This is a genomic window from Sanguibacter sp. 25GB23B1 (assembly GCF_040012415.1).
In the GTDB taxonomy this organism is placed as follows: domain Bacteria; phylum Actinomycetota; class Actinomycetes; order Actinomycetales; family Cellulomonadaceae; genus Sanguibacter.
Map to the genome: position 1 here is coordinate 68197 of NZ_JBDYKL010000009.1, position 21314 is coordinate 89510.

Genomic DNA, 21314 nt, shown 5'->3' on the forward strand with positions numbered 1-21314 from the left:
TCAGTTCTCCTTGAAGGGGAAGCCGAGACGCTTCAGAAGTGAGCGGCCCTCAGCATCCGTGGTAGCGGTGGTCACGATGGTGATGTCCATGCCACGAACCCGGTCGATCTTGTCGGGGTCGATCTCGTGGAACATCGCCTGCTCGGTCAGACCGAACGTGTAGTTCCCGTGACCATCGAACTGCTTCGGCGAGAGACCACGGAAGTCACGGATGCGCGGGAGCGCGATCGACAGGAGCCTGTCGGCGAACTCCCACATCCGGTCGCCGCGCAGCGTGACGTGGGCGCCGATGGGCATACCCTCACGCAGCTTGAACTGGGCGATCGACTTGCGGGCCTTCGTGACCTGCGGCTTCTGGCCGGTGATGGCGGTGAGGTCGCGGATCGCGCCCTCGATCAGCTTCGAGTCCTTGGCAGCATCGCCGACACCCATGTTCACGACGATCTTCGTCAGACCAGCAACCTGGTTGACGTTCTCGTGCCCGAACTCCTCACGCAGGCCGGGGAGGATCTCCGCGGCGTAGCGGGCCTTGAGGCGAGGCTGTGCCTTTGCGTACGTCTCAGTGCTCATCAGATGTCCTTCTCGGTGTCGCCGTGACCACGGGTCACGCGAACGCGAACCGTGCGCGTACGACCGTCACGCTCGACCTGCTCGCTGCGGACGCCGACGCGCTTGCCGCGCTTGGCCTCTGCGTCGTAGTACTGGACGTTGCTGACGTGGATCGGCGCCTCGACGGTCTCGATCCCACCGGTCGTGGTCCCACGCTGGGTCTGGCCGACCTTGACGTGCTTCTTGACCCGCTGGACGCCCTCGACGATGACGCGGTCAGAGTCCGTGAGGACCTCGAGCACGCGCCCGGTCTTTCCCTTGTCGCGACCGGCGATGACAATCACCGTGTCGCCCTTCTTGATCTTCGCCATGATTCAGAGCACCTCCATCGCCAGCGAGATGATCTTCATGAACTTCTTGTCGCGCAGCTCGCGGCCCACAGGGCCGAAGATGCGGGTTCCACGAGGCTCGCCGTCAGCCTTGAGGATCACGGCGGCGTTCTCGTCGAACTTGATGTAAGAACCGTCGGGACGACGGCGCTCCTTGGTGGTCCGGACGATGACGGCCTTGACCACGTCGCCCTTCTTGACGTTGCCGCCGGGAATCGCATCCTTAACGGTTGCGACGATGGTGTCGCCGATTCCGGCGTAGCGACGGCCCGACCCACCGAGAACGCGGATGCAGAGGATCTCCTTGGCACCCGTGTTGTCGGCGACTCGAAGTCGCGACTCCTGCTGGATCATGTAATGAACTCCTGTCGTCGAGCTGGTTCTCGCACGCGGCGAGCCTTGCCGAACGGATAACTGTCAAGCACTGCAGTAGATCAGGCACCGCTGGGGGCGAACCGTGACGAGCACGGCCCGCCCGCAGCGAGCTTGCTACTTGGCCTTTTCGAGGATCTCCACCAGGCGCCACCGCTTGGTAGCGGACAGCGGGCGGGTCTCCATGATGAGGACGAGGTCGCCGATACCAGCAGAGTTCTGCTCGTCGTGCGCCTTGACCTTGCTGGTGCGCCGGATCACCTTACCGTAGAGCGGGTGCTTGACCCGGTCTTCGACCTCGATGACGACGGTCTTGTCCATCTTGTCGCTCACGACATAGCCGCGCCGCGTCTTGCGGTTCGGCCGCTTCGCGGCTTCCTGCTCTGAAGCAACAGCTCCAGCAACGTTTTCGCTCATGTCAGCCTCACTCACTCACGCTCGGTGCGGTACGGATGCCGAGCTCGCGCTCACGGAGGATCGTGTAGATCCGAGCGATGTCGCGGCGGACTGCCTTCAGCCGTCCGTGGCTCTCCAGCTGGCCTGTGGCCGACTGGAACCGGAGGTTGAAGAGCTCCTTCTTCGCCTTCTCGAGCTCAGCAACGAGCTTGTCGTTGTCGAACCCGTCCAGCTCGCTGGGAGCCAGATCCTTTGTTCCGATAGCCATCAGTTGCCACCACCCTCGCGTACCACGAATCGGCACTTCATCGGGAGCTTGTGGATCGCGCGGCGCATGGCCTCGCGGGCCAGGTCCTCGGGAACACCGGCAAGCTCGAACACGATGCGTCCGGGCTTGACGTTGGCGATCCACCACTCCGGGGAACCCTTACCGGATCCCATTCGGGTTTCCGCTGGCTTCTTGGTCAGCGGGCGGTCCGGATAGATGTTGATCCAGACCTTGCCGCCACGCTTGATGTGGCGGGTCATTGCGATACGAGCAGCCTCGATCTGGCGGTTCGTGACGTAGGCCGGCTCGAGAGCCTGGATTCCGTACTCACCGAACGAGATCACGGTGCCACCCGTTGCGGCGCCGGAGCGCCCCGGGTGGTGCTGCTTGCGGTGCTTGAGCCTGCGCGGGATGAGCATCGCTCAGGCCTCCGTTCCGGTGACAGCGGCCGGTGCGGCGTCCTGTCCGACAGGAGCCTGCTCAGCCTGGGCGGGCGTCTCGGCGGCAGCCGGACGCTCTGGACGACGGGCGCCGGTGCGAGCCGGACGGTCGTTGCGCGGGCCGCCGCGGGGCGCGCGGGGCGCCTGCGTCGCCTGCTGCGCAGCGAACTCCTTCTCGGTCATGTCGCCCTTGTAGATCCAGACCTTCACGCCGATGCGGCCGAAGGTCGTGCGGGCCTCGAAGAATCCGTAGTCGATGTTCGCGCGGAGCGTGTGCAGGGGCACACGACCTTCGCGGTAGAACTCGCTACGGCTCATCTCGGCGCCGCCCAGACGACCGGAGCACTGGACACGGATGCCCTTGGCGCCGGCGCGCTGCGCGGACTGCATGCCCTTGCGCATGGCACGACGGAAGGACACGCGGCTCGCGAGCTGCTCCGCGATCCCCTGGGCCACGAGCTGAGAGTCGATCTCAGCGTTCTTGACCTCGAGGATGTTGAGCTGGACCTGCTTGCCGGTGAGCTTCTCGAGCTCGCCGCGGATGCGGTCTGCCTCGGCGCCACGACGACCGATCACGATGCCCGGACGGGCGGTGTGGATGTCGACGCGGACGCGGTCGCGGGTGCGCTCGATCTCAACCTTCGAGATTCCAGCGCGCTCCAGACCGGTGCTCATGAGCTTGCGGATCTGCACGTCCTCGCGGACGTAGTCGCGGTAGCGCTGTCCGGGCTTGGTGCTGTCGGCGAACCAACGCGACCGGTGGTCGGTGGTGATTCCGAGACGGTACCCGTGTGGGTGAACCTTCTGTCCCACTATCGGGCCCTTCCCTTCGTGTCTTCGCGCGGAGTGACGACCACGGTGATGTGGCTCGTCCGCTTGAGGATCTGGCTGGCCCGCCCCTGCGCACGGGGACGGAACCTCTTGAGGGTTGGTCCCTCGTCGATGAACGCCTCAGAGATGAAGAGCTTCTGCTCGTCAAATGCGACGCTCGCGCGGTCTGCCTTCACCCGTGCGTTCGCGATCGCGCTCTGCACGACCTTGAGGATGGGCTCACTCGCTGTTTGCGGTGCGAACTTCAGCACCGCGACGGCCTCAGTTGCCTGCTTGCCACGGATAAGATCCACGACGCGCCGGGCCTTCTGAGGCGTGACACGGACGAACCGTGCCTGCGCCTTGGCTTCCATTGCTGTCCTGCCTTCTTGTGTCTTCATGACCAAGAGGTCCTCTCGCGACTGACCCGGGGGTCAGCGGCGACGGCCCTTCTTGTCGTCCTTCACGTGGCCGCGGAACGTCCGGGTCGGCGAGAACTCGCCGAGCTTGTGACCGACCATCGACTCGGTGACGAACACCGGGGTGTGCTTGCGCCCGTCGTGCACGGCAAAAGTGTGACCGAGGAAGTCGGGCGTGATGACCGACCGACGGGACCAGGTCTTGATTACGTTCTTGGTCCCCTTCTCGTTCTGGACGTCCACCTTCTTCTGGAGGTGTCCGTCGACGAAGGGGCCCTTCTTCAGGCTGCGTGGCATGTCAGGCTCCTATCAACGCTTCTTGTTCTTGCCGGAACGACGGCGACGCACGATGAGCTTGTCACTCGCCTTGTTGGGACGACGGGTACGTCCTTCTGCCTGGCCCCAGGGGCTGACAGGGTGACGTCCACCGGAGGTCTTTCCTTCTCCACCACCGTGAGGGTGGTCGATCGGGTTCATCGCGACACCGCGGACGGTCGGGCGCTTGCCCTTCCAGCGCATGCGGCCGGCCTTGCCCCAGTTGATGTTCGACTGCTCGGCGTTGCCCACCTCGCCGACCGTCGCGCGGCAGCGCAGGTCGACGTTGCGGATCTCGCCGGACGGCAGACGCAGCTGGGCGTAGGGCCCGTCCTTGGCGACGAGCTGCACCGAAGCACCGGCCGAGCGGGCCATCTTCGCGCCGCCGCCGGGCTTGAGCTCGACAGCGTGGATGACGGTACCGGTCGGGATGTTGCGGAGCGGCAGGTTGTTGCCGGGCTTGATGTCAGCGCCGGCGCCGTTCTCGATCATGTCGCCCTGGCCGAGCTTGTTCGGCGCGATGATGTAGCGCTTCTCGCCGTCTGCATAGTGCAGGAGCGCGATGCGGGCGGTCCGGTTGGGGTCGTACTCGATGTGAGCGACCTTGGCGGGCACGCCGTCCTTGTCGTGGCGACGGAAGTCGATGACGCGGTACGCACGCTTGTGGCCACCACCCTTGTGACGGGTGGTGATACGACCGGAGCTGTTACGTCCTCCGGTCTTGTGGAGCGGACGGACGAGAGACTTCTCCGGCTCCGAGCGCGTGATCTCGACGAAGTCGGCAACGCTGGAGCCGCGGCGTCCGGGCGTAGTCGGCTTGTACTTACGGATTCCCATGGGGATCTGTCCTCAATCTGCTCTCGGCCGGCTCAGCCGACGGGTCCACCGAACATGTCAATCGAGCCCTCGCGAAGAGAGACGATCGCACGCTTGGTGTCCTTACGCTTGCCAGTACCGAAACGGGTCCGCCGGGACTTGCCCTTGCGGTTGATCGTGTTGACGGAGGCGACCTTGACACCGAAGATCTTCTCGATGGCGATCTTGATCTCCGTCTTGTTCGACCGCGGGTCGACGAGGAAGGTGTACTTCCCCTCGTCGAGCAGGCCGTAGCTCTTCTCAGAGAGGACCGGTGCGATCACGATGTCGCGCGGGTCCTTCTGAACCGTGGTGGCGATGGGCGTGGTCACTTGGTGGCCTCCTTGTCGAGCTGTGCCGACTCGGACTCCGTCGCGACGGCCTTGACCGATGCGCCCTTCGCGGGTCCGGCGAGGAACGCGGTGAGCGCACCCTGCGTGAAGACCACGTCGTCGGAGATGAGCACGTCGTAGGTGTTCAGCTGGTCGGCCACCAGGAGGTGGACCTGCTCAGCGTTCTGCAGCGACTTCACGGTGAGCTCGTCGCCACGCTCGAGAACCACGAGCACGTTCTTGCGAGGCGAGAGGTTCGCGAGCGACGCGAGCGCCTGCTTGGTCGACGGCGAGCCATCGATGCCGAAGCCGGTCACGACATGGATGCGGCCGGCGCGTGCGCGGTCGGAGAGTGCTCCGCGCAGTGCAGCCTGCTTCATCTTCTTGGGCGTCCGCTGGCTGTAGTCGCGAGGCGTCGGTCCGTGGACCACACCTCCACCGGCGAACTGAGGTGCACGGATCGAGCCCTGACGGGCGCGGCCGGTGCCCTTCTGCTTGTACGGCTTGCGACCACCACCGCGAACCTCGCCGCGGGTCTTGGTGCTGTGCGTGCCCTGGCGGGCTGCAGCGAGCTGCGCGACAACGACCTGGTGGATGAGAGGAATATTCGCCTGGACGTCGAACACCTCGGCGGGAAGGTCGGCAGAGCCAGCCTTCTTGCCTGTGGCGTCGATGACGTCGACGGTCAGCGTTTCAGACATGCTGTCACGCACCCTTCGCTGCACTACGCACGAGGACGACGCCACCCTTGGGGCCGGGAACCGCGCCCTTGACGAGCAGCAGACCCTTCTCGGCATCGACCGCGTGAACGGTCAGATTCTGCGTGGTCTGACGGTCAACACCCATCCGACCAGCCATCCGCACACCCTTGAACACGCGCGACGGGGTCGAGGCCCCACCGATCGATCCGGGCTTGCGGTGGTTGCGGTGCGCACCGTGGGACGCGCCAACGCCGTGGAAGCCGTGGCGCTTCATGACACCGGCGGTGCCCTTACCCTTGGTCGTTCCGACGACGTCCACAACGCTTCCGGCCTCGAAGGCCTCCACGGTGAGCTCCTGGCCGAGGTTGTACTCGCCAGCGTTGGACGTGCGGATTTCGGTCACGTGACGGCGCGGGGTGACCCCGGCCTTCGCGAAGTGACCCTTCAGCGGCTGCGTCACCTTGCGCGGGTCGATGGCACCGTAGGCGAGCTGGACGGCTGCATAGCCGTCGACGTCAGCCGTACGGACCTGGGTCACCACGTTGGTGCCCACCTGGACCACGGTGACGGGAACGAGAAGTCCTGCTTCGTTCCAGACCTGGGTCATCCCGAGCTTGGTTCCGAGCACGGCCGTCACGGGCCGTTCGTTTTGCTGGGTAGCCATGTGTATGTCCCTCCCAGTCTCAGAGCTTGATCTCGATGTTCACGTCGGCGGGCAGGTCGAGACGCATGAGCGAGTCGACCGCCTTCGGCGTGGGATCGATGATGTCGATGAGCCGCTTGTGCGTGCGCATTTCAAAGTGCTCGCGGCTGTCCTTGTACTTGTGAGGCGAACGGATTACGCAGAACACGTTCTTCTCCGTCGGCAACGGCACCGGGCCCACGACCGTCGCACCAGCGCGTGTCACCGTGTCGACGATCTTGCGCGCCGAGCTGTCGATGACCTCGTGGTCGTAGGACTTGAGCCGGATGCGGATCTTCTGTCCCGCCATGGCGTCGTCTGACTCTCTCTCTCGAACTGACCGGCCCCCGCGCTCGGGCGTGTCGCATTCAGCGACACACATTCGCGCTGCACCACTCTGTGGTGCGGGACCGTTGGATATGTGAACCACTCCGCAGCTCGCGGGCCGGTAGTGCACCCCACGACGCAGAACTGGTCCGCAACGTCTTCTCGCCTGTGTGGAACCTCGGTTCCGCGGCACCTCAATCTGTCCATCGCACAGAGAGTCCAACACGCGGAACGGCCCCTAGGGCCGGACGGTTCAACACACTGTTCGATATTTGAATGAGCGCGCCCGCAACAGGCAACCTGAACAGTCTGCCAGACGATCCCCGGAAAAGCCAGCGAGCCCGGGAGCGCGCAGGGAGACCTCTGTCATGTCGGCGCATTCTCGGGGAACGCACGAGGACCCGGCAGCCCACAGGCTGCCGGGTCCTCCCGAGCGATGCTCAGCTAGTCAGACAAGATCACTTGTTGATCTTGGTGACCTGGCCCGATCCGACCGTACGTCCACCCTCGCGGATGGCGAAGCCGAGGCCCTCTTCCATGGCGATCGGCTGGATGAGCTCGACCGTCATCTCCGTGTTGTCGCCGGGCATGACCATCTCGGTGCCCTCAGGCAGCGTGATGACGCCGGTGACGTCGGTGGTGCGGAAGTAGAACTGCGGACGGTAGTTCGAGTAGAACGGGTTGTGACGCCCGCCCTCGTCCTTGCCGAGGATGTAGACGCGAGCCTCGAAGTTCGTGTGCGGGGTGATGGAACCCGGCTTCACGACGACCTGGCCGCGCTCGACGTCCTCGCGCTTGATGCCACGGAGGAGGAGACCGGTGTTGTCGCCGGCCTGTGCCTCGTCCATGGACTTGTGGAAGGTCTCGATGCCCGTGACCGTCGTCTTCTGCGGGTTGCGGATTCCGACGATCTCGACCTCGGAGTTGACCGCGAGACGTCCACGGTCGACCTTGCCGGTGACGACGGTTCCACGACCGGTGATCGTGAAGACGTCCTCGATCGGCATGAGGAAGGGCTTGTCGAGGTCGCGCACCGGGTCCGGCACGTTCTCGTCGACAGCCTCGAGGAGGTCCTCGACGGACTTCGTCCAGGTCGCGTCGCCCTCGAGCGCCTTGAGGCCGGAGACGCGCACGACGGGAGCGTTGTCGCCGTCGAAGCCCTGTGCGGAGAGAAGCTCGCGCACCTCCATCTCGACGAGCTCCAGGATCTCCTCGTCGTCCACCATGTCGGCCTTGTTCAGCGCGACGAGGAGGTAAGGAACACCCACCTGACGGGCGAGCAGGACGTGCTCGCGCGTCTGAGCCATCGGGCCGTCGGTCGCCGCGACCACGAGGATCGCGCCGTCCATCTGTGCGGCACCGGTGATCATGTTCTTGATGTAGTCGGCGTGACCGGGAGCGTCGACGTGAGCGTAGTGACGCTTCTCCGTCTGGTACTCGATGTGCGCGATGTTGATCGTGATACCGCGCTGCTTCTCTTCGGGCGCCTTGTCGATGTCGTCGAACTTGAACTCGGGGTTCAGGTCCGGGTACTTGTCGTGCAGCACCTTCGAGATCGCTGCCGTGAGCGTCGTCTTACCGTGGTCAACGTGACCGATGGTTCCGATGTTGACGTGCGGTTTGGTCCGCTCGAACTTGGCCTTCGCCACTGGGGTCCTCCTGGGACTTGGGTAGTTGTGCCGAACGATGCAGAAGGGCTCATGAGCCAATCTGCGGGGCGTGCGGGTCGCTACAGGTTGATGGTGGTGATTCTACAGCTCGACCTGTGGGGACTCACTCGCCCCGGGTCTTCTTGATGATCTCTTCGGCAACGTTCCGAGGAACCTCGGAGTAGCTGTCGAACTGCATCGAGTACACAGCACGACCCTGGGTCTTCGACCGCAGGTCACCGATGTACCCGAACATCTCTGAGAGGGGCACCTGGGCCTGGATGACCTTGACACCCGTCGCGTCTTCCATCGACTGGATCATGCCTCGACGCGAGTTGATGTCGCCGATCACGTCGCCCATGTACTCCTCGGGCGTCCGGACCTCGACCGCCATGACCGGCTCCAGCAGAACCGGGTCTGCCTTCCTGACGCCCTCTTTGAGGATCATCGAGCCGGCAATCTTGAACGCCATCTCCGACGAGTCGACCTCGTGGAAGGCGCCGTCGAGCAGGATCGCCTTGATCCCGACGAGCGGGTACCCGGCGAGCACGCCGAGCTCCATCGCTGCCTGGATACCGGCGTCCACGCTCGGGATGTACTCGCGAGGGATACGGCCACCGCCGACCTTGTTCTCGAAGACGTAGAGCTCGCCCTCGGCAGGGTCCAGCGGCTCGAACGACATCTGCACCTTGGCGAACTGACCGGATCCACCGGTCTGCTTCTTGTGCGTGTAGTCGATCTTGTCCACCGTGCGGCGGATGGTCTCGCGGTACGCGACCTGGGGCTTGCCGACGTTGGCCTCGACGTTGAACTCGCGGCGCATGCGGTCGACGAGGATGTCGAGGTGAAGCTCGCCCATCCCCGCGATGACCGTCTGGCCGGTGTCGACGTTGAGCGAGACCTGGAACGTCGGGTCCTCGTCCGAGAGCTTCTGGATGGCGACGGAGAGCTTCTCCTGGTCACCCTTCGTCTTCGGCTCGATGGCCACCGAGATGACCGGCTCCGGGAACGTCATCGACTCGAGGACGACCGGGTTCTGGATGTCGCAGAGCGTGTCGCCCGTCGTGACGTCCTTGAGGCCGATGAACGCGTAGATGTGACCGGCCGTCGCGTCGTCGACCGGGTTCTCCTTGTTGGAGTGCATCTGGAAGAGCTTCCCGATGCGCTCCTTCTTGTTCTTCGTCGAGTTGAGCACCTGGGCGCCCTGTCCGACGTGGCCGGAGTAGACCCGCACGTAGGTGAGCTTGCCGAAGAACGGGTGCGTCGCAACCTTGAACGCGAGGGCCGCGAACGGCTCGCTCGAGTCGGGGTGGCGCTCGACGACCTTCTCCTCGTCACGCACGTCGTGGCCCTGCATGGCAGGCACGTCGAGCGGGGTCGGGAGGTAGTCGATGACCGCGTCGAGCATGGGCTGGACGCCCTTGTTCTTGAACGCGGAACCACAGAGCACCGGGTAGGCCTCGGACCGGATCGTCAGCTGGCGGATGCCGGCCTTGATCTCGGCGACGGTGAGCTCTTCACCGTTGAGGTACTTCTCCATGAGCTCTTCGGACGCGTCGGCGACTGCCTCGAGCAGCTCCGCGCGGTACTGCGCAGCCTTCTCGACGAGGTCGGCCGGGATCTCCTCGGTGGAGTACTCCTCGCCCAGGGCGGTCACGCCGCGCCACACGAGGGCCTTCTGCTCGACGAGGTCGACGACACCGATGAAGTCGCTCTCGGAGCCGATCGGAAGCTGGATGACGAGCGGCTTCGCCTTGAGGCGGTTGACGATCGTGTCGACCGTGAAGTAGAAGTCGGCGCCCAGCTTGTCCATCTTGTTGACGAAGCAGATGCGCGGGACCTCGTACTTGTCCGCCTGGCGCCAGACCGTCTCGGACTGAGGCTCGACACCCTCCTTGCCGTCGAACACCGCGACAGCACCGTCGAGGACGCGGAGCGAGCGCTCCACCTCGACCGTGAAGTCGACGTGCCCGGGGGTGTCGATGATGTTGATCTGGTTGTTCTTCCAGTAGCAGGTCGTCGCGGCGGACGTGATCGTGATGCCGCGCTCCTGCTCCTGCTCCATCCAGTCCATCGTCGACGCGCCGTCGTGCGTCTCACCGATCTTGTAGTTGACCCCCGTGTAGAACAGGATCCGCTCGGTGGTGGTCGTCTTGCCAGCATCGATGTGAGCCATGATGCCGATGTTGCGGACCTTGCTCAGGTCGGTGAGCACGTCAAGTGCCACGGTGGTTTACCTCTTACTGGTGGGGGATGAAGCTCAGACGTGAGACAGATGACGCCTGCGGGGCGTCGAGGGATGAGCGGGTGCCCCGGGACAGGTCCCGGGGCACCGCATCATCACCAGCGGTAGTGCGCGAAGGCCTTGTTGGACTCGGCCATCTTGTGCATGTCCTCGCGGCGCTTGACAGCGGCACCGAGGCCGTTGCTCGCGTCGAGGATCTCGTTCATGAGGCGCTCGGTCATCGTCTTCTCGCGGCGTGCTCGCGAGTAGTCGGTGAGCCAGCGCAGCGCGAGCGTGGTGGAGCGGACGGGGCGAACCTCGACCGGGACCTGGTAGGTCGCGCCACCGACGCGGCGCGAGCGGACCTCGAGCGCGGGGCGGACGTTCTCCAGAGCGCGCTTGAGGACGACGACGGGGTCGCCGGCAGTCTTGTCACGAACGCCCTCGAGCGCTCCGTAGACGATGGCCTCGGCGGTCGACTTCTTGCCGTCCATGAGGACCTTGTTGATCAGCTGTGTGACGACCGGGGATCCGTAGACCGGGTCGACGATGAGGGGCCGCTTCGGGGCCGGGCCTTTGCGAGGCATCAGCTCTTCTCCTTCTTCGCGCCGTAGCGGCTGCGAGCCTGCTTGCGGTTCTTGACACCCTGGGTGTCGAGAGCGCCGCGGATGACCTTGTAGCGCACACCGGGAAGGTCCTTCACACGACCGCCACGCACGAGCACGATGGAGTGCTCCTGGAGGTTGTGTCCGACACCGGGGATGTACGCGGTGACCTCAACGCCACTGGAGAGCTTCACGCGAGCAACCTTGCGGAGCGCGGAGTTCGGCTTCTTCGGGGTGGTGGTGTAGACGCGGGTGCACACACCGCGCCGCTGAGGGGATCCTTTGAGGGCCGGCGTCTTGGACTTTCCGACCTTCGATGTCCGCCCCTTGCGGACGAGCTGCTGAATCGTGGGCACTGCGTCTCCGTGTCTACTCGAGCTCGCCGGGGTGGTTCCCGGCGGTGGCTGCTGGCAAGCATTGCTGGTCGTGTCCGAGCTGGGTGCACGACGGCACCGCAGCTTCGCTGCAATACGCCACGTACCACCGGCTCGATGGTCCAGCTCTGCGCGCCGAGCGCGCCGAGCCAGAAGTACCCGCTGTCGGGAGAGATCCTCGTCGCACCGACCGCAGCGTGCGCTCCGGTCTTGGTGCGAGCCTCCCCCAGTCCATCGAGCCAGGACGACTGTGAAGTCGTTCGGCGACCGACGAGGCTTGGTCTCAAGGGCCCGACAGCACGGGCACGGTTTCCAAGCCTACCTGCGGATGGGAGGTAGGTCAAAGTGATGTGGGCCGCCATGGTCCACACGGCAGACGTGGCCCGACAGCAGAGCGGGGCGGCCCCCCGGAGGGAACCGCCCCGCGTCGAGCGACGACCGACTAGCGGAAGTCGGGACCGAAGTCGATGTCCTCGAGCGGGATCGCCTCGCCGGAGCCCATACCGAGCGCCGGGAAGTCGATCTCGTCGTAGCCGAAGCTCGGGTAGAGCTCCGCCTTCGCCTCTTCGGTGGGCTCGACCCGCACGTTGCCGTAGCGAGGCAGGCCGGTACCGGCCGGGATGAGCTTTCCGAGGATGACGTTCTCCTTGAGCCCGAGCAGCGGGTCGCGGCGACCGCTCATCGCGGCCTCCGTGAGCACGCGCGTGGTCTCCTGGAACGACGCTGCCGAGAGCCACGAGTCGGTCGCGAGCGACGCCTTCGTGATGCCCATGAGCTCCGGACGTCCAGAGGCCGGCTGGCCACCCTCCGCCACTGCACGACGGTTGGCGTCCTCGAAGCGGCCACGCTCGGCCAGCTCACCCGGGAGGAGGATCGAGTCGCCCGAGTCGAGGACCGTCACGCGACGCAGCATCTGCCGCACGATGACCTCGATGTGCTTGTCGTGGATGTCCACGCCCTGGGAGCGGTAGACCTCCTGGACCTCGTCCACGAGGTGCTTCTGCGTGGCACGCGGGCCGAGGATGCGCAGGACCTTCTTCGGGTCCACGGCACCCTGGACGAGCTGCGTCCCGACGACGACCTCCTGGCCGTCCTCCACGAGAAGACGCGACCGCTTGGTGACCGCGTACGCGATCTCCTCGGAGCCGTCCTCCGGCGTGAGGACGATCCGGCGCGTGCGCTCCGAGTCGTCGATCGTGATGCGACCGGAGTACTCCGCGATCGGCGCCTCACCCTTGGGGGTGCGGGCTTCGAAGAGCTCGGTGACACGCGGCAGACCCTGCGTGATGTCGTCCGCGGACGCCACACCACCGGTGTGGAACGTACGCATCGTCAGCTGGGTTCCCGGCTCACCGATCGACTGGGCCGCGATGATACCGACGGCCTCACCGATGTCGACGAGCTTGCCCGTCGCGAGCGAACGGCCGTAGCACTTGGCGCACGTACCCACGCGAGACTCGCACGTGAGGACCGACCGCACCTTGAGCGTCGAGACGCCCGCAGCGAGCAGGGCGTCGATGAGGATGTCTCCGACGTCCTCTCCCGCCTGGCCGATGACCTTGCCGCCGACCTCGACGGACGAGGCGAGCGTGCGCGAGTAGATGCTCTGCTCGACCTTGTCGTGCCGGACGAGCTTGCCACCGCCGAGGTCCTCGCTCACCGGGAGCGTGAGACCGCGCTCGGTGCCACAGTCCTCCTCGCGGACGATGACGTCCTGCGAGACGTCGACCAGACGACGCGTGAGGTATCCCGAGTCAGCGGTACGCAGCGCGGTGTCAGCGAGGCCCTTACGGGCTCCGTGCGTCGCGATGAAGTACTCGAGGACGGAGAGACCCTCACGGTAGTTCGACTTGATCGGGCGAGGGATGATGTCACCCTTCGGGTTCGCCACGAGGCCACGCATACCGGCGATCTGGCGGACCTGCATCCAGTTGCCTCGTGCACCCGAGCCGACCATCCGGTAGACGGTGTTGCGCACAGGGAAGTTCTCCTGCATCGCCTTCGCGACCTTGTCCGTCGCCTGGGTCCAGATCTCGATGAGCTCCTGGCGGCGCTCGTCGTCGGTGATCAGACCCTTGTCGAACTGCTGCTGGACCTTGAGCGCACGAGCCTCGTGCGTCTCGAGGATCGCAGCCTTGGCGCTCGGGGTAGCGACGTCGGAGATCGCGATGGTGATGCCCGAACGCGTCGCCCAGCGGAACCCGGCGGCCTTGAGAGCGTCGAGAGACTCGGCGACCTCGACCTTGGGGTACGTCTCGGCGAGCTCGTTGACGATCTGCGACAGGCGCTTCTTGTCCACGACCGAGTTGACGTACGGGTAGTCGATCGGGAGGAGCTCGTTGAAGAGCGCCCGTCCGAGCGTGGTCTTGAACAACCGGGGCTGTCCTTCGGACCAGCCCTCAGGAGCGTCGGTGTCGTCCGTCGGCGGGACGAGGTCCTCCATGCGGATGATGATCTCCGCATTGAGGTCCAGGCTGCCACCGTCGAACGCCATGATCGCCTCGGCGACCGAGCTGAACGCGCGGCCTTCTCCGAGGGGCTCGACCTTCTCGCTCGTCAGGTGGTACAGCCCGATGATCATGTCCTGGGAGGGCATGGTTACGGGGCGACCGTCGGACGGCTTGAGGATGTTGTTGCTCGAGAGCATGAGGATGCGGGCCTCGGCCTGCGCCTCCGCCGACAGGGGCAGGTGCACAGCCATCTGGTCACCGTCGAAGTCAGCGTTGAACGCTGCGCAGACGAGCGGGTGCAGGTGGATGGCCTTGCCCTCGACGAGCTGAGGCTCGAACGCCTGGATGCCCAGGCGGTGCAGGGTCGGAGCACGGTTGAGGAGCACGGGGTGCTCCGTGATGACCTCTTCGAGGACGTCCCAGACCGCCGACTTGGCGCGCTCGACCATCCGCTTGGCGCTCTTGATGTTCTGAGCGTGGTTGAGGTCGACGAGGCGCTTCATGACGAACGGCTTGAACAGCTCGAGCGCCATCTGCTTGGGCAGACCGCACTGGTGAAGCTTGAGCTGCGGGCCGACGACAATGACCGAACGGCCGGAGTAGTCGACGCGCTTGCCGAGGAGGTTCTGACGGAAACGCCCCTGCTTGCCCTTGAGCATGTCGGAGATCGACTTGAGCGGGCGGTTTCCCGGTCCGGTGACCGGGCGTCCACGACGACCGTTGTCGAACAGCGAGTCCACGGCCTCCTGGAGCATCCGCTTCTCGTTGTTGACGATGATCTCCGGCGCGCCGAGGTCGAGAAGACGCTTGAGGCGGTTGTTCCGGTTGATCACACGGCGGTACAGGTCGTTGAGGTCGGACGTCGCGAAACGTCCACCGTCGAGCTGCACCATCGGGCGGAGGTCCGGCGGGATGACGGGGACGGCGTCGAGCACCATGCCGGTCGGCGAGTTCGTCGTGGTGAGGAACGCGTTGACGACCTTGAGGCGCTTGAGCGCACGCGTCTTGCGCTGGCCCTTGCCGCTGCGGATGATCTCGCGCAGGGTCTCGGCCTCGGTGACGAGGTCGAAGTCCTGGAGCCGCTTCTGGATCGCGGCGGCACCCATGGAGCCCTCGAAGTAGTTGCCGTACCGGTCCTGGAGCGCGCGGTACAGCATCTCGTCGCCCTCGAGGTCAGCGACCTTGAGCGCCTTGAACTTGTCCCAGACCTGGTCGAGACGGTCGAGCTCGGCGTCAGACCGCTTGCGGATCTGCGCCATCTCGCGCTCGGCGGAGTCGCGCACCTTGCGGCGGGCGTCGGCGCGGGCGCCTTCGGCCTCGAGCGCAGCAAGGTCGGCCTCGAGGCGCTGTGCGCGGACCTCGATGTCGTTGTCGCGGCGGTCCGTGATCTCCTTCTTCTCCAGGTCGATCTCGTTCTGGAGGTTCGGGAGGTCTTCCTGGCGGCCGTCGACGTCGACCGACGTGATCATGTACGCAGCGAAGTAGATGACCTTCTCGAGGTCCTTCGGGGCGAGGTCGAGCAGGTATCCGAGGCGTGAGGGCACGCCCTTGAAGAACCAGATGTGCGTGACGGGCGCGGCGAGCTCGATGTGGCCCATGCGCTCACGGCGCACCTTGGAGCGGGTGACCTCGACGCCACAGCGCTCACAGATGATGCCCTTGAAGCGCACGCGCTTGTACTTGCCGCAGTAGCACTCCCAGTCCCGGGTCGGGCCGAAGATCTTCTCGCAGAAGAGGCCGTCCTTCTCGGGCTTGAGCGTGCGGTAGTTGATGGTCTCAGGCTTCTTGACCTCGCCATGCGACCAGGTGCGGATGTCGTCAGCCGTGGCCAGTCCGATGCGCAGCTCGTCGAAGACATTGACGTCGAGCAAGGTGGTCCTACTTCCTTCGTCTGCCGGCCTGGTCGGGATTCTTCCCGGCCGGCGCGGTGGAGGTGCTACAGGGTGTCGGTTCGTGACGGGGGTGCGGTCTCGTTGATGAGCGGCGCACCCCCGTCAGTCCCGAGATCAGATCTCGTCGATGCTGGAGGCTGCGTTGGGGCGGCGCGACAGGTCGATGCCGAGCTCTTCGGCGGCGCGGTACACGTCGTCGTCGGACTCACGCATCTCGATGGAGACACCGTCGCTCGAGAGCACCTCGACGTTCAGGCACAGCGACTGCATCTCCTTGAGGAGGACCTTGAAGGACTCCGGGATGCCCGAGTCAGGGATGTTCTCGCCCTTGACGATGGCCTCGTAGACCTTGACGCGTCCGGGGACGTCGTCCGACTTGATCGTCAGCAGCTCCTGGAGGGTGTACGCCGCTCCATATGCCTCGAGCGCCCACACCTCCATCTCGCCGAACCGCTGGCCACCGAACTGGGCCTTACCACCGAGCGGCTGCTGCGTGATCATCGAGTACGGGCCCGTCGAGCGGGCGTGGATCTTGTCGTCCACCAGGTGGTGGAGCTTCAGGATGTACATGTACCCGACCGAGACGGCCTCGGGGAACGGCTCGCCGGAGCGGCCGTCGAACAGGCGCGCCTTGCCGTCGGGCTGGACCATGCGGTCGCCGTCGCGGTTCGGGAGCGTGCTCGTGAGGAGGCCGCTGAGCGCGTTCTCCTGCAGTCCGTCGAAGACCGGCGTCGCCACAGGGCGGCGCGGCTCGTTGGTCGCTGCGATGTCGGGGACGTTCTCCTTCCAGGAGAGGTCACCTTCCGTCGCGAGCTTGATGTCCCAGCCCTGCGCGGCGATCCACCCGAGGTGGACCTCCAGGACCTGACCGACGTTCATGCGTCCCGGCACACCCATGGGGTTGAGGACGATGTCGACGGGCGTGCCGTCCTCGAGGAACGGCATGTCCTCGATCGGGAGGATCGTCGAGATGACGCCCTTGTTCCCGTGACGGCCGGCGAGCTTGTCGCCCGCGGTGATCTTGCGTCGCTGCGCGATGTACACGCGCACGAGCTCGTTGACGCCGGCGGGCAGCTCGTCGCCGTCCTCACGACGGAACTCCTTGACGCCGATGACCGTGCCGGACTCGCCGTGAGGGACCTTGAGGGAGGTGTCGCGCACCTCGCGGGCCTTCTCGCCGAAGATCGCACGGAGCAGGCGCTCCTCCGGGGTCAGCTCGGTCTCGCCCTTGGGCGTGACCTTGCCGACGAGCACGTCACCGGCACCGACCTCAGCGCCGATGCGGATGATCCCGCGCTCGTCGAGGTCAGCGAGGACGTCCTCGGAGACGTTCGGGATGTCCCGCGTGATCTCTTCCGGGCCGAGCTTCGTGTCGCGGGCGTCGACCTCGTGCTCCTCGATGTGGATCGAGGAGAGGACGTCCTCCTGCACGAGGCGCTGCGACAGGATGATCGCGTCCTCGTAGTTGTGACCCTCCCAGGACATGAACGCGACGAGGAGGTTGCGGCCGAGCGCGAGCTCGCCCTCGTCCGTCGCGGGGCCGTCACCGAGGACGGATCCGACCTCGACGCGTGCACCCTCGTCGACCAGCACGCGCTGGTTGTATGACGTGCCCTGGTTCGAGCGGCGGAACTTCGCAGCGCGGTAGCTCGTCGTGGTCGCGTCGTCGTTCGCGACGACGATGAGGTCGGCGGAGACCTCCGTGACCACACCGGGCTTCGTCGCGACGAGCACGTCGCCGGCGTCGATCGCGGCACGGCGCTCCATGCCGGTCCCGACGAGCGGGGCCTCGGAGCGGACGAGCGGCACGGCCTGGCGCTGCATGTTGGCACCCATGAGGGCGCGGTTGGCGTCGTCGTGCTCGAGGAACGGGATGAGCGCCGTCGCGACGGACACCATCTGGCGCGGGGAGACGTCCATGTAGTCGACCGCGGAGCCGAGGACGTCGTCCGTCTCGCCACCCTTGGTCCGGACGAGCACGCGCTCCGTGAGGAACGAGTTGTCGGCCTTGAGCTCGGTGTTCGCCTGGGCGATGACGAAGCGGTCCTCGTCGTCTGCCGTGAGGTAGACGACCTCGTCGCTGACCTTGCCGTCCTCGACCTTGCGGTACGGCGTCTCGATGAAGCCGAACGGGTTGATCCGTCCGAACGACGCGAGCGAGCCGATGAGGCCGATGTTCGGGCCTTCCGGGGTCTCGATGGGGCACATGCGGCCGTAGTGCGACGGGTGGACGTCACGGACCTCCATGCCGGCACGGTCACGGGACAGACCACCCGGGCCCAGCGCGGACAGGCGACGCTTGTGCGTCAGTCCGGCGAGCGGGTTGTTCTGGTCCATGAACTGCGACAGCTGGGAGGTTCCGAAGAACTCCTTGATCGAGGCCACGACGGGGCGGATGTTGATGAGCGTCTGCGGCGCGATCGCCTCGACGTCCTGCGTCGTCATCCGCTCGCGGACGACGCGCTCCATCCGGGACAGACCCGTACGGACCTGGTTCTGGATGAGCTCGCCGACGGCGCGGATGCGACGGTTGCCGAAGTGGTCGATGTCGTCCGTCTCGACGCGGACCTCGATCGCCTCGTCGTTCTTCTTGCCGGGGATCGAGGGCGCGTCGGCGTGCAGCGCGGCCAGGTACTTGATCGTGGCGACGATGTCCGTGACCGTGAGGACGGAGTCCGACAGGGGCGCGTCGATGCCGAGCTTCTTGTTCACCTTGTAGCGGCCGACCTTCGCGAGGTCGTAGCGCTTGGAGTTGAAGTAGAAGTTCTCGAGCAGCGACCGGCCGGCCTCGACCGTGGGCGGCTCGCCCGGACGGATCTTGCGGTAGAGGTCGACGAGCGCCTCTTCCTCGGTGGTGACGTGGTCCTTCTCGAGGGTGTCGAGGATGGACGGGAAGTCGGCGAACTCCTCGCGGATCTCCGACTCCGTCAGGCCGAGCGCCTTGAGGAGCACCGTGACCGACTGCTTGCGCTTGCGGTCGACGCGCACACCGACGGCATCGCGCTTGTCGATCTCGAACTCGAGCCACGCACCGCGCGACGGGATGATCTTCGCGGAGAAGATGTCCTTGTCGCTCGTCTTGTCGGCGGTCCGGTCGAAGTAGACGCCCGGGGAACGGACGAGCTGCGACACGACGACGCGCTCAGTGCCGTTGATGATGAAGGTTCCACGCTCGGTCATGAGCGGGAAGTCACCCATGAAGACCGTCTGGCTCTTGATCTCGCCGGTGTTGTAGTTGAAGAACTCGGCCGTGACGAACAGCGGGGCCGCGTAGGTGAAGTCCTTCTCCTTGCACTCCTCCGCCGTGTGCTTCGGCGGCTCGAAGCGGTGGTTCGAGAAGGAGAGGGACATCGAGGACCCGAAGTCCTCGATCGGGGAGATCTCCTCGAAGATCTCCTCGAGGCCCGACGTCCCAGGGACGTCCTGCCGACCGCTCTCGTTGGCGATGGCCACACGGGCACGCCACTTGTCGTTGCCGAGGAGCCAGTCGAAGCTCTCGGTCTGGAGGCCCAGGAGGTCGGGCACCTCCAGCGGTTCGAAAATCTTGGCGAAGGAGACGCGCCGAGACGCGGTGCGGTTCGCGATTGCGTCGGCGGACGGAGCAGAAGGGGTGCGCGAGGCAGCCAAGAGGGGTCCTTCCCTGCGGATCGAGTGCACGCTGTTGCGCTTTGCGGCCTCCTCCGCCACCCTTGTGGTGTCGAGCCCACCCTGATGTCCGGTCTGCACCGAAAATCACAGGTATCTCGCCACCTCGCGCGACCGGACACCAAGGCCCACGAGCCGTCCGGAGTTCGCTCCGAGGGCTCGGGACGCCGGTCCCGGCGACACTACGAGTGGTTTTGCAGGCACACGCCAGCGCAAAGCGTTAGCATAGCCGACCGAGTCAAGAATGGGCAACCCGGTCGTTCGAGCATGAGCAGCGTGAGCCACGGAAGCCGGACGCCGCGTCCAGGATCCGTCTCTTCTGCTGAGGTATTCAGCGCAGACGATGAGGCCCGCACCCTGAACAGGGTGCGGGCCTCATTGCACTGTGATGGTCCGGGGCCGCCTTCTCAGGCGGCGCGCGCAGACCGAGCCGTGAGGCTCAGATCACTTGAGGGTGACGGTCGCGCCGGCGCCCTCGAGGGCCGCCTTCGCCTTCTCGGCCGTCTCCTTGTTCGCAGCCTCAAGGACAGCCTTGGGAGCGCTGTCGACGAGGTCCTTCGCCTCCTTCAAGCCGAGGCTCGTGAGGGCGCGCACCTCCTTGATGACCTGGATCTTCTTGTCGCCAGCGGCCTCGAGGATGACGTCGAACTCGTCCTTCTCCTCTTCGACCTCAGCGGCAGCGGCTGCCGGACCGGCAACTGCAACGGCTGCGGGGGCTGCTGCGGTGACCTCGAAGGTCTCCTCGAACGCCTTCACGAACTCGGAGAGCTCGATGAGGGTCAGTTCCTTGAAAGCTGCAATGAGCTCTTCGGTGCTGAGCTTCGCCATGGTCGGCGTTCCTTCCTGGTTGTCCTGCGTGAAGCAGAGGGTTGTGTGTGTGCGTGACCTACGTCTTCCCGGAGGAAGGCTCAGGCCGCGCTGTCCTGGCTCTCAGGCGAAGCCTGCTTCTCGCGCAGGGCGTCGATGGTGCGCACGGCCTGCGATGCGGGTGCCGTGAACAGGTACGCCGCCTGGTAGAGCGACGCCTTGAACGCGCCGGCCAGCTTGGCCAGCAGCACCTCGCGGGACTCGAGGTCCGCGAGCTTGGTGATGTCTGCAGCGGTCAGCGGGCGTCCGTCGAGGACTCCTGCCTTGATGACCAGCTGCGGGTTCGCCTTGGCGAAGTCACGCAGACCCTTGGCAGCCTCGACCGGGTCTCCGGTGACGAAGGCGATTGCCGACGGTCCAGCGAGATCGGCGTCCAGTCCTTCGACGCCGGCCTCCTTGGCCGCGATAGAGGTCAGCGTGTTCTTCACCACGGCGTACGTTGCGTTGCCGCTGAGCGACCGACGCAGCTGCTTGAGCTGCGCGACGGTGAGCCCGCGGTACTCGGTCAGCACGGCAGCGTTGGACTCGCGGAACATCTCCGTGAGCTCTGCTACTGCGGCTGCCTTGTCCGGCCTCGCCATGGCAATCCTTCCGATGGTGGTGCCGCTGGTCTCGCCGGGATCCCGGCTTCCGTACCGACAAACAAAAGAGCCCCGCGCAGGCGCGGGGCTCACATGGCACGACCGTCTCCGGCCAGCTCTGCTTGCTCTCACCTGCGCCGGCCTCCGCTCTCTGGCGGAACTTCGATCGATC

22 protein-coding genes are annotated in these 21314 nt (G+C 65.6%); all 22 read right to left on the reverse strand.

Going from position 1 to position 21314, the window contains the following annotated elements; translation table 11 throughout:
* The 22 genes from rplE to rplJ all read right to left on the reverse strand — a co-directional run bounded on the left by rplE (window position 1) and on the right by rplJ (window position 21142).
* Window positions 1-570 (reverse strand): 50S ribosomal protein L5, encoded by a 570-nt coding sequence (gene rplE / locus ABKW26_RS07585; protein WP_348592349.1) that lies wholly within the window; start codon window positions 568-570, stop codon window positions 1-3.
* Window positions 570-920 (reverse strand): 50S ribosomal protein L24, encoded by a 351-nt coding sequence (gene rplX, locus ABKW26_RS07590; RefSeq protein ID WP_348592351.1) that lies wholly within the window; start codon window positions 918-920, stop codon window positions 570-572. Before rplX ends, rplE begins: the two co-directional genes overlap by 1 nt.
* A 3-nt stretch (window positions 921-923) precedes the next feature.
* The gene (gene rplN / locus ABKW26_RS07595; protein WP_319156252.1) at window positions 924-1292 is read right to left on the reverse strand and encodes a 50S ribosomal protein L14; all 369 of its coding nucleotides are present in this window, start codon (window positions 1290-1292) and stop codon (window positions 924-926) included.
* 135 nt (window positions 1293-1427) lie between these two features.
* Window positions 1428-1727: a 30S ribosomal protein S17 gene (gene rpsQ / locus ABKW26_RS07600; protein WP_098455122.1), complete on the reverse strand. Its 300-nt coding sequence runs from the start codon at window positions 1725-1727 to the stop codon at window positions 1428-1430.
* 7 nt (window positions 1728-1734) lie between these two features.
* On the reverse strand, window positions 1735-1974 hold the full coding sequence (gene rpmC, locus ABKW26_RS07605; protein ID WP_348592353.1) for a 50S ribosomal protein L29: 240 nt from the start codon (window positions 1972-1974) through the stop codon (window positions 1735-1737).
* A complete protein-coding gene (gene rplP, locus ABKW26_RS07610; protein ID WP_348592355.1) occupies window positions 1974-2393 on the reverse strand; it encodes a 50S ribosomal protein L16 in 420 nt (139 codons plus the stop codon). The genes rpmC and rplP overlap by 1 nt, the downstream gene beginning before the upstream one ends.
* 3 nt (window positions 2394-2396) lie before the next feature.
* The gene (gene rpsC / locus ABKW26_RS07615; protein WP_348592357.1) at window positions 2397-3227 is read right to left on the reverse strand and encodes a 30S ribosomal protein S3; all 831 of its coding nucleotides are present in this window, start codon (window positions 3225-3227) and stop codon (window positions 2397-2399) included.
* Window positions 3227-3598 carry a 50S ribosomal protein L22 gene (gene rplV, locus ABKW26_RS07620; protein ID WP_098455126.1) on the reverse strand — a complete coding sequence of 124 codons (372 nt, stop codon included), beginning with the start codon at window positions 3596-3598 and terminating at the stop codon, window positions 3227-3229. The genes rpsC and rplV overlap by 1 nt, the downstream gene beginning before the upstream one ends.
* Window positions 3599-3658: 60 nt before the next feature.
* Window positions 3659-3940 (reverse strand): 30S ribosomal protein S19, encoded by a 282-nt coding sequence (gene rpsS, locus ABKW26_RS07625; protein ID WP_066464673.1) that lies wholly within the window; start codon window positions 3938-3940, stop codon window positions 3659-3661.
* Window positions 3941-3952: 12 nt separating this feature from the next.
* Window positions 3953-4795, reverse strand: coding sequence for a 50S ribosomal protein L2 (rplB, locus tag ABKW26_RS07630; RefSeq protein WP_348592359.1), 843 nt, complete (start codon window positions 4793-4795; stop codon window positions 3953-3955).
* A gap of 32 nt (window positions 4796-4827) precedes the next feature.
* On the reverse strand, window positions 4828-5133 hold the full coding sequence (rplW, locus tag ABKW26_RS07635; protein WP_348592436.1) for a 50S ribosomal protein L23: 306 nt from the start codon (window positions 5131-5133) through the stop codon (window positions 4828-4830).
* Between the two features lie 8 nt (window positions 5134-5141).
* Complete coding sequence (gene rplD, locus ABKW26_RS07640) at window positions 5142-5846, reverse strand: 50S ribosomal protein L4 (RefSeq protein ID WP_348592361.1); 705 nt, start codon at window positions 5844-5846, stop codon at window positions 5142-5144.
* A gap of 4 nt (window positions 5847-5850) precedes the next feature.
* Window positions 5851-6510, reverse strand: a complete 660-nt coding sequence (rplC, locus tag ABKW26_RS07645; RefSeq protein ID WP_348592363.1) for a 50S ribosomal protein L3 — start codon at window positions 6508-6510, stop codon at window positions 5851-5853.
* Between the two features lie 19 nt (window positions 6511-6529).
* Window positions 6530-6838: a 30S ribosomal protein S10 gene (gene rpsJ, locus ABKW26_RS07650; RefSeq protein ID WP_012867945.1), complete on the reverse strand. Its 309-nt coding sequence runs from the start codon at window positions 6836-6838 to the stop codon at window positions 6530-6532.
* A gap of 475 nt (window positions 6839-7313) precedes the next feature.
* Window positions 7314-8504 (reverse strand): elongation factor Tu, encoded by a 1191-nt coding sequence (gene tuf, locus ABKW26_RS07655; RefSeq protein WP_348592366.1) that lies wholly within the window; start codon window positions 8502-8504, stop codon window positions 7314-7316.
* A 124-nt stretch (window positions 8505-8628) separates the two neighbouring features.
* The gene (gene fusA / locus ABKW26_RS07660) at window positions 8629-10731 is read right to left on the reverse strand and encodes an elongation factor G (RefSeq protein ID WP_348592367.1); all 2103 of its coding nucleotides are present in this window, start codon (window positions 10729-10731) and stop codon (window positions 8629-8631) included.
* Window positions 10732-10844: 113 nt separating this feature from the next.
* Window positions 10845-11315, reverse strand: a complete 471-nt coding sequence (gene rpsG, locus ABKW26_RS07665) for a 30S ribosomal protein S7 (protein WP_348592369.1) — start codon at window positions 11313-11315, stop codon at window positions 10845-10847.
* Window positions 11315-11689, reverse strand: coding sequence for a 30S ribosomal protein S12 (gene rpsL / locus ABKW26_RS07670; protein ID WP_066464686.1), 375 nt, complete (start codon window positions 11687-11689; stop codon window positions 11315-11317). The genes rpsG and rpsL overlap by 1 nt, the downstream gene beginning before the upstream one ends.
* Before the next feature lie 460 nt (window positions 11690-12149).
* The gene (locus ABKW26_RS07675; protein WP_348592371.1) at window positions 12150-16028 is read right to left on the reverse strand and encodes a DNA-directed RNA polymerase subunit beta'; all 3879 of its coding nucleotides are present in this window, start codon (window positions 16026-16028) and stop codon (window positions 12150-12152) included.
* A 135-nt stretch (window positions 16029-16163) separates the two neighbouring features.
* Window positions 16164-19676 (reverse strand): DNA-directed RNA polymerase subunit beta, encoded by a 3513-nt coding sequence (gene rpoB / locus ABKW26_RS07680; protein WP_348592373.1) that lies wholly within the window; start codon window positions 19674-19676, stop codon window positions 16164-16166.
* Window positions 19677-20138: 462 nt separating this feature from the next.
* Window positions 20139-20522: a 50S ribosomal protein L7/L12 gene (gene rplL, locus ABKW26_RS07685; protein WP_348592375.1), complete on the reverse strand. Its 384-nt coding sequence runs from the start codon at window positions 20520-20522 to the stop codon at window positions 20139-20141.
* Between the two features lie 80 nt (window positions 20523-20602).
* Entirely contained in the window at window positions 20603-21142 is a 540-nt protein-coding gene (gene rplJ, locus ABKW26_RS07690) for a 50S ribosomal protein L10 (RefSeq protein ID WP_348592377.1), read from the reverse strand.
* Window positions 21143-21314 lie beyond the last annotated feature (172 nt).

Coding starts and splice junctions, on each gene's coding strand:
- rplE (WP_348592349.1), bottom strand. CDS start 570: ATGAGCACTGAGACGTACGCAAAGGCACAGCCTCGCCTCAAGGCCCGC.
- rplX (WP_348592351.1), bottom strand. CDS start 920: ATGGCGAAGATCAAGAAGGGCGACACGGTGATTGTCATCGCCGGTCGC.
- rplN (WP_319156252.1), bottom strand. CDS start 1,292: ATGATCCAGCAGGAGTCGCGACTTCGAGTCGCCGACAACACGGGTGCC.
- rpsQ (WP_098455122.1), bottom strand. CDS start 1,727: ATGAGCGAAAACGTTGCTGGAGCTGTTGCTTCAGAGCAGGAAGCCGCG.
- rpmC (WP_348592353.1), bottom strand. CDS start 1,974: ATGGCTATCGGAACAAAGGATCTGGCTCCCAGCGAGCTGGACGGGTTC.
- rplP (WP_348592355.1), bottom strand. CDS start 2,393: ATGCTCATCCCGCGCAGGCTCAAGCACCGCAAGCAGCACCACCCGGGG.
- rplV (WP_098455126.1), bottom strand. CDS start 3,598: ATGGAAGCCAAGGCGCAGGCACGGTTCGTCCGTGTCACGCCTCAGAAG.
- rpsS (WP_066464673.1), bottom strand. CDS start 3,940: ATGCCACGCAGCCTGAAGAAGGGCCCCTTCGTCGACGGACACCTCCAG.
- rplB (WP_348592359.1), bottom strand. CDS start 4,795: ATGGGAATCCGTAAGTACAAGCCGACTACGCCCGGACGCCGCGGCTCC.
- rplD (WP_348592361.1), bottom strand. CDS start 5,846: ATGTCTGAAACGCTGACCGTCGACGTCATCGACGCCACAGGCAAGAAG.
- rplC (WP_348592363.1), bottom strand. CDS start 6,510: ATGGCTACCCAGCAAAACGAACGGCCCGTGACGGCCGTGCTCGGAACC.
- rpsJ (WP_012867945.1), bottom strand. CDS start 6,838: ATGGCGGGACAGAAGATCCGCATCCGGCTCAAGTCCTACGACCACGAG.
- rpsG (WP_348592369.1), bottom strand. CDS start 11,315: ATGCCTCGCAAAGGCCCGGCCCCGAAGCGGCCCCTCATCGTCGACCCG.
- rplL (WP_348592375.1), bottom strand. CDS start 20,522: ATGGCGAAGCTCAGCACCGAAGAGCTCATTGCAGCTTTCAAGGAACTG.
- rplJ (WP_348592377.1), bottom strand. CDS start 21,142: ATGGCGAGGCCGGACAAGGCAGCCGCAGTAGCAGAGCTCACGGAGATG.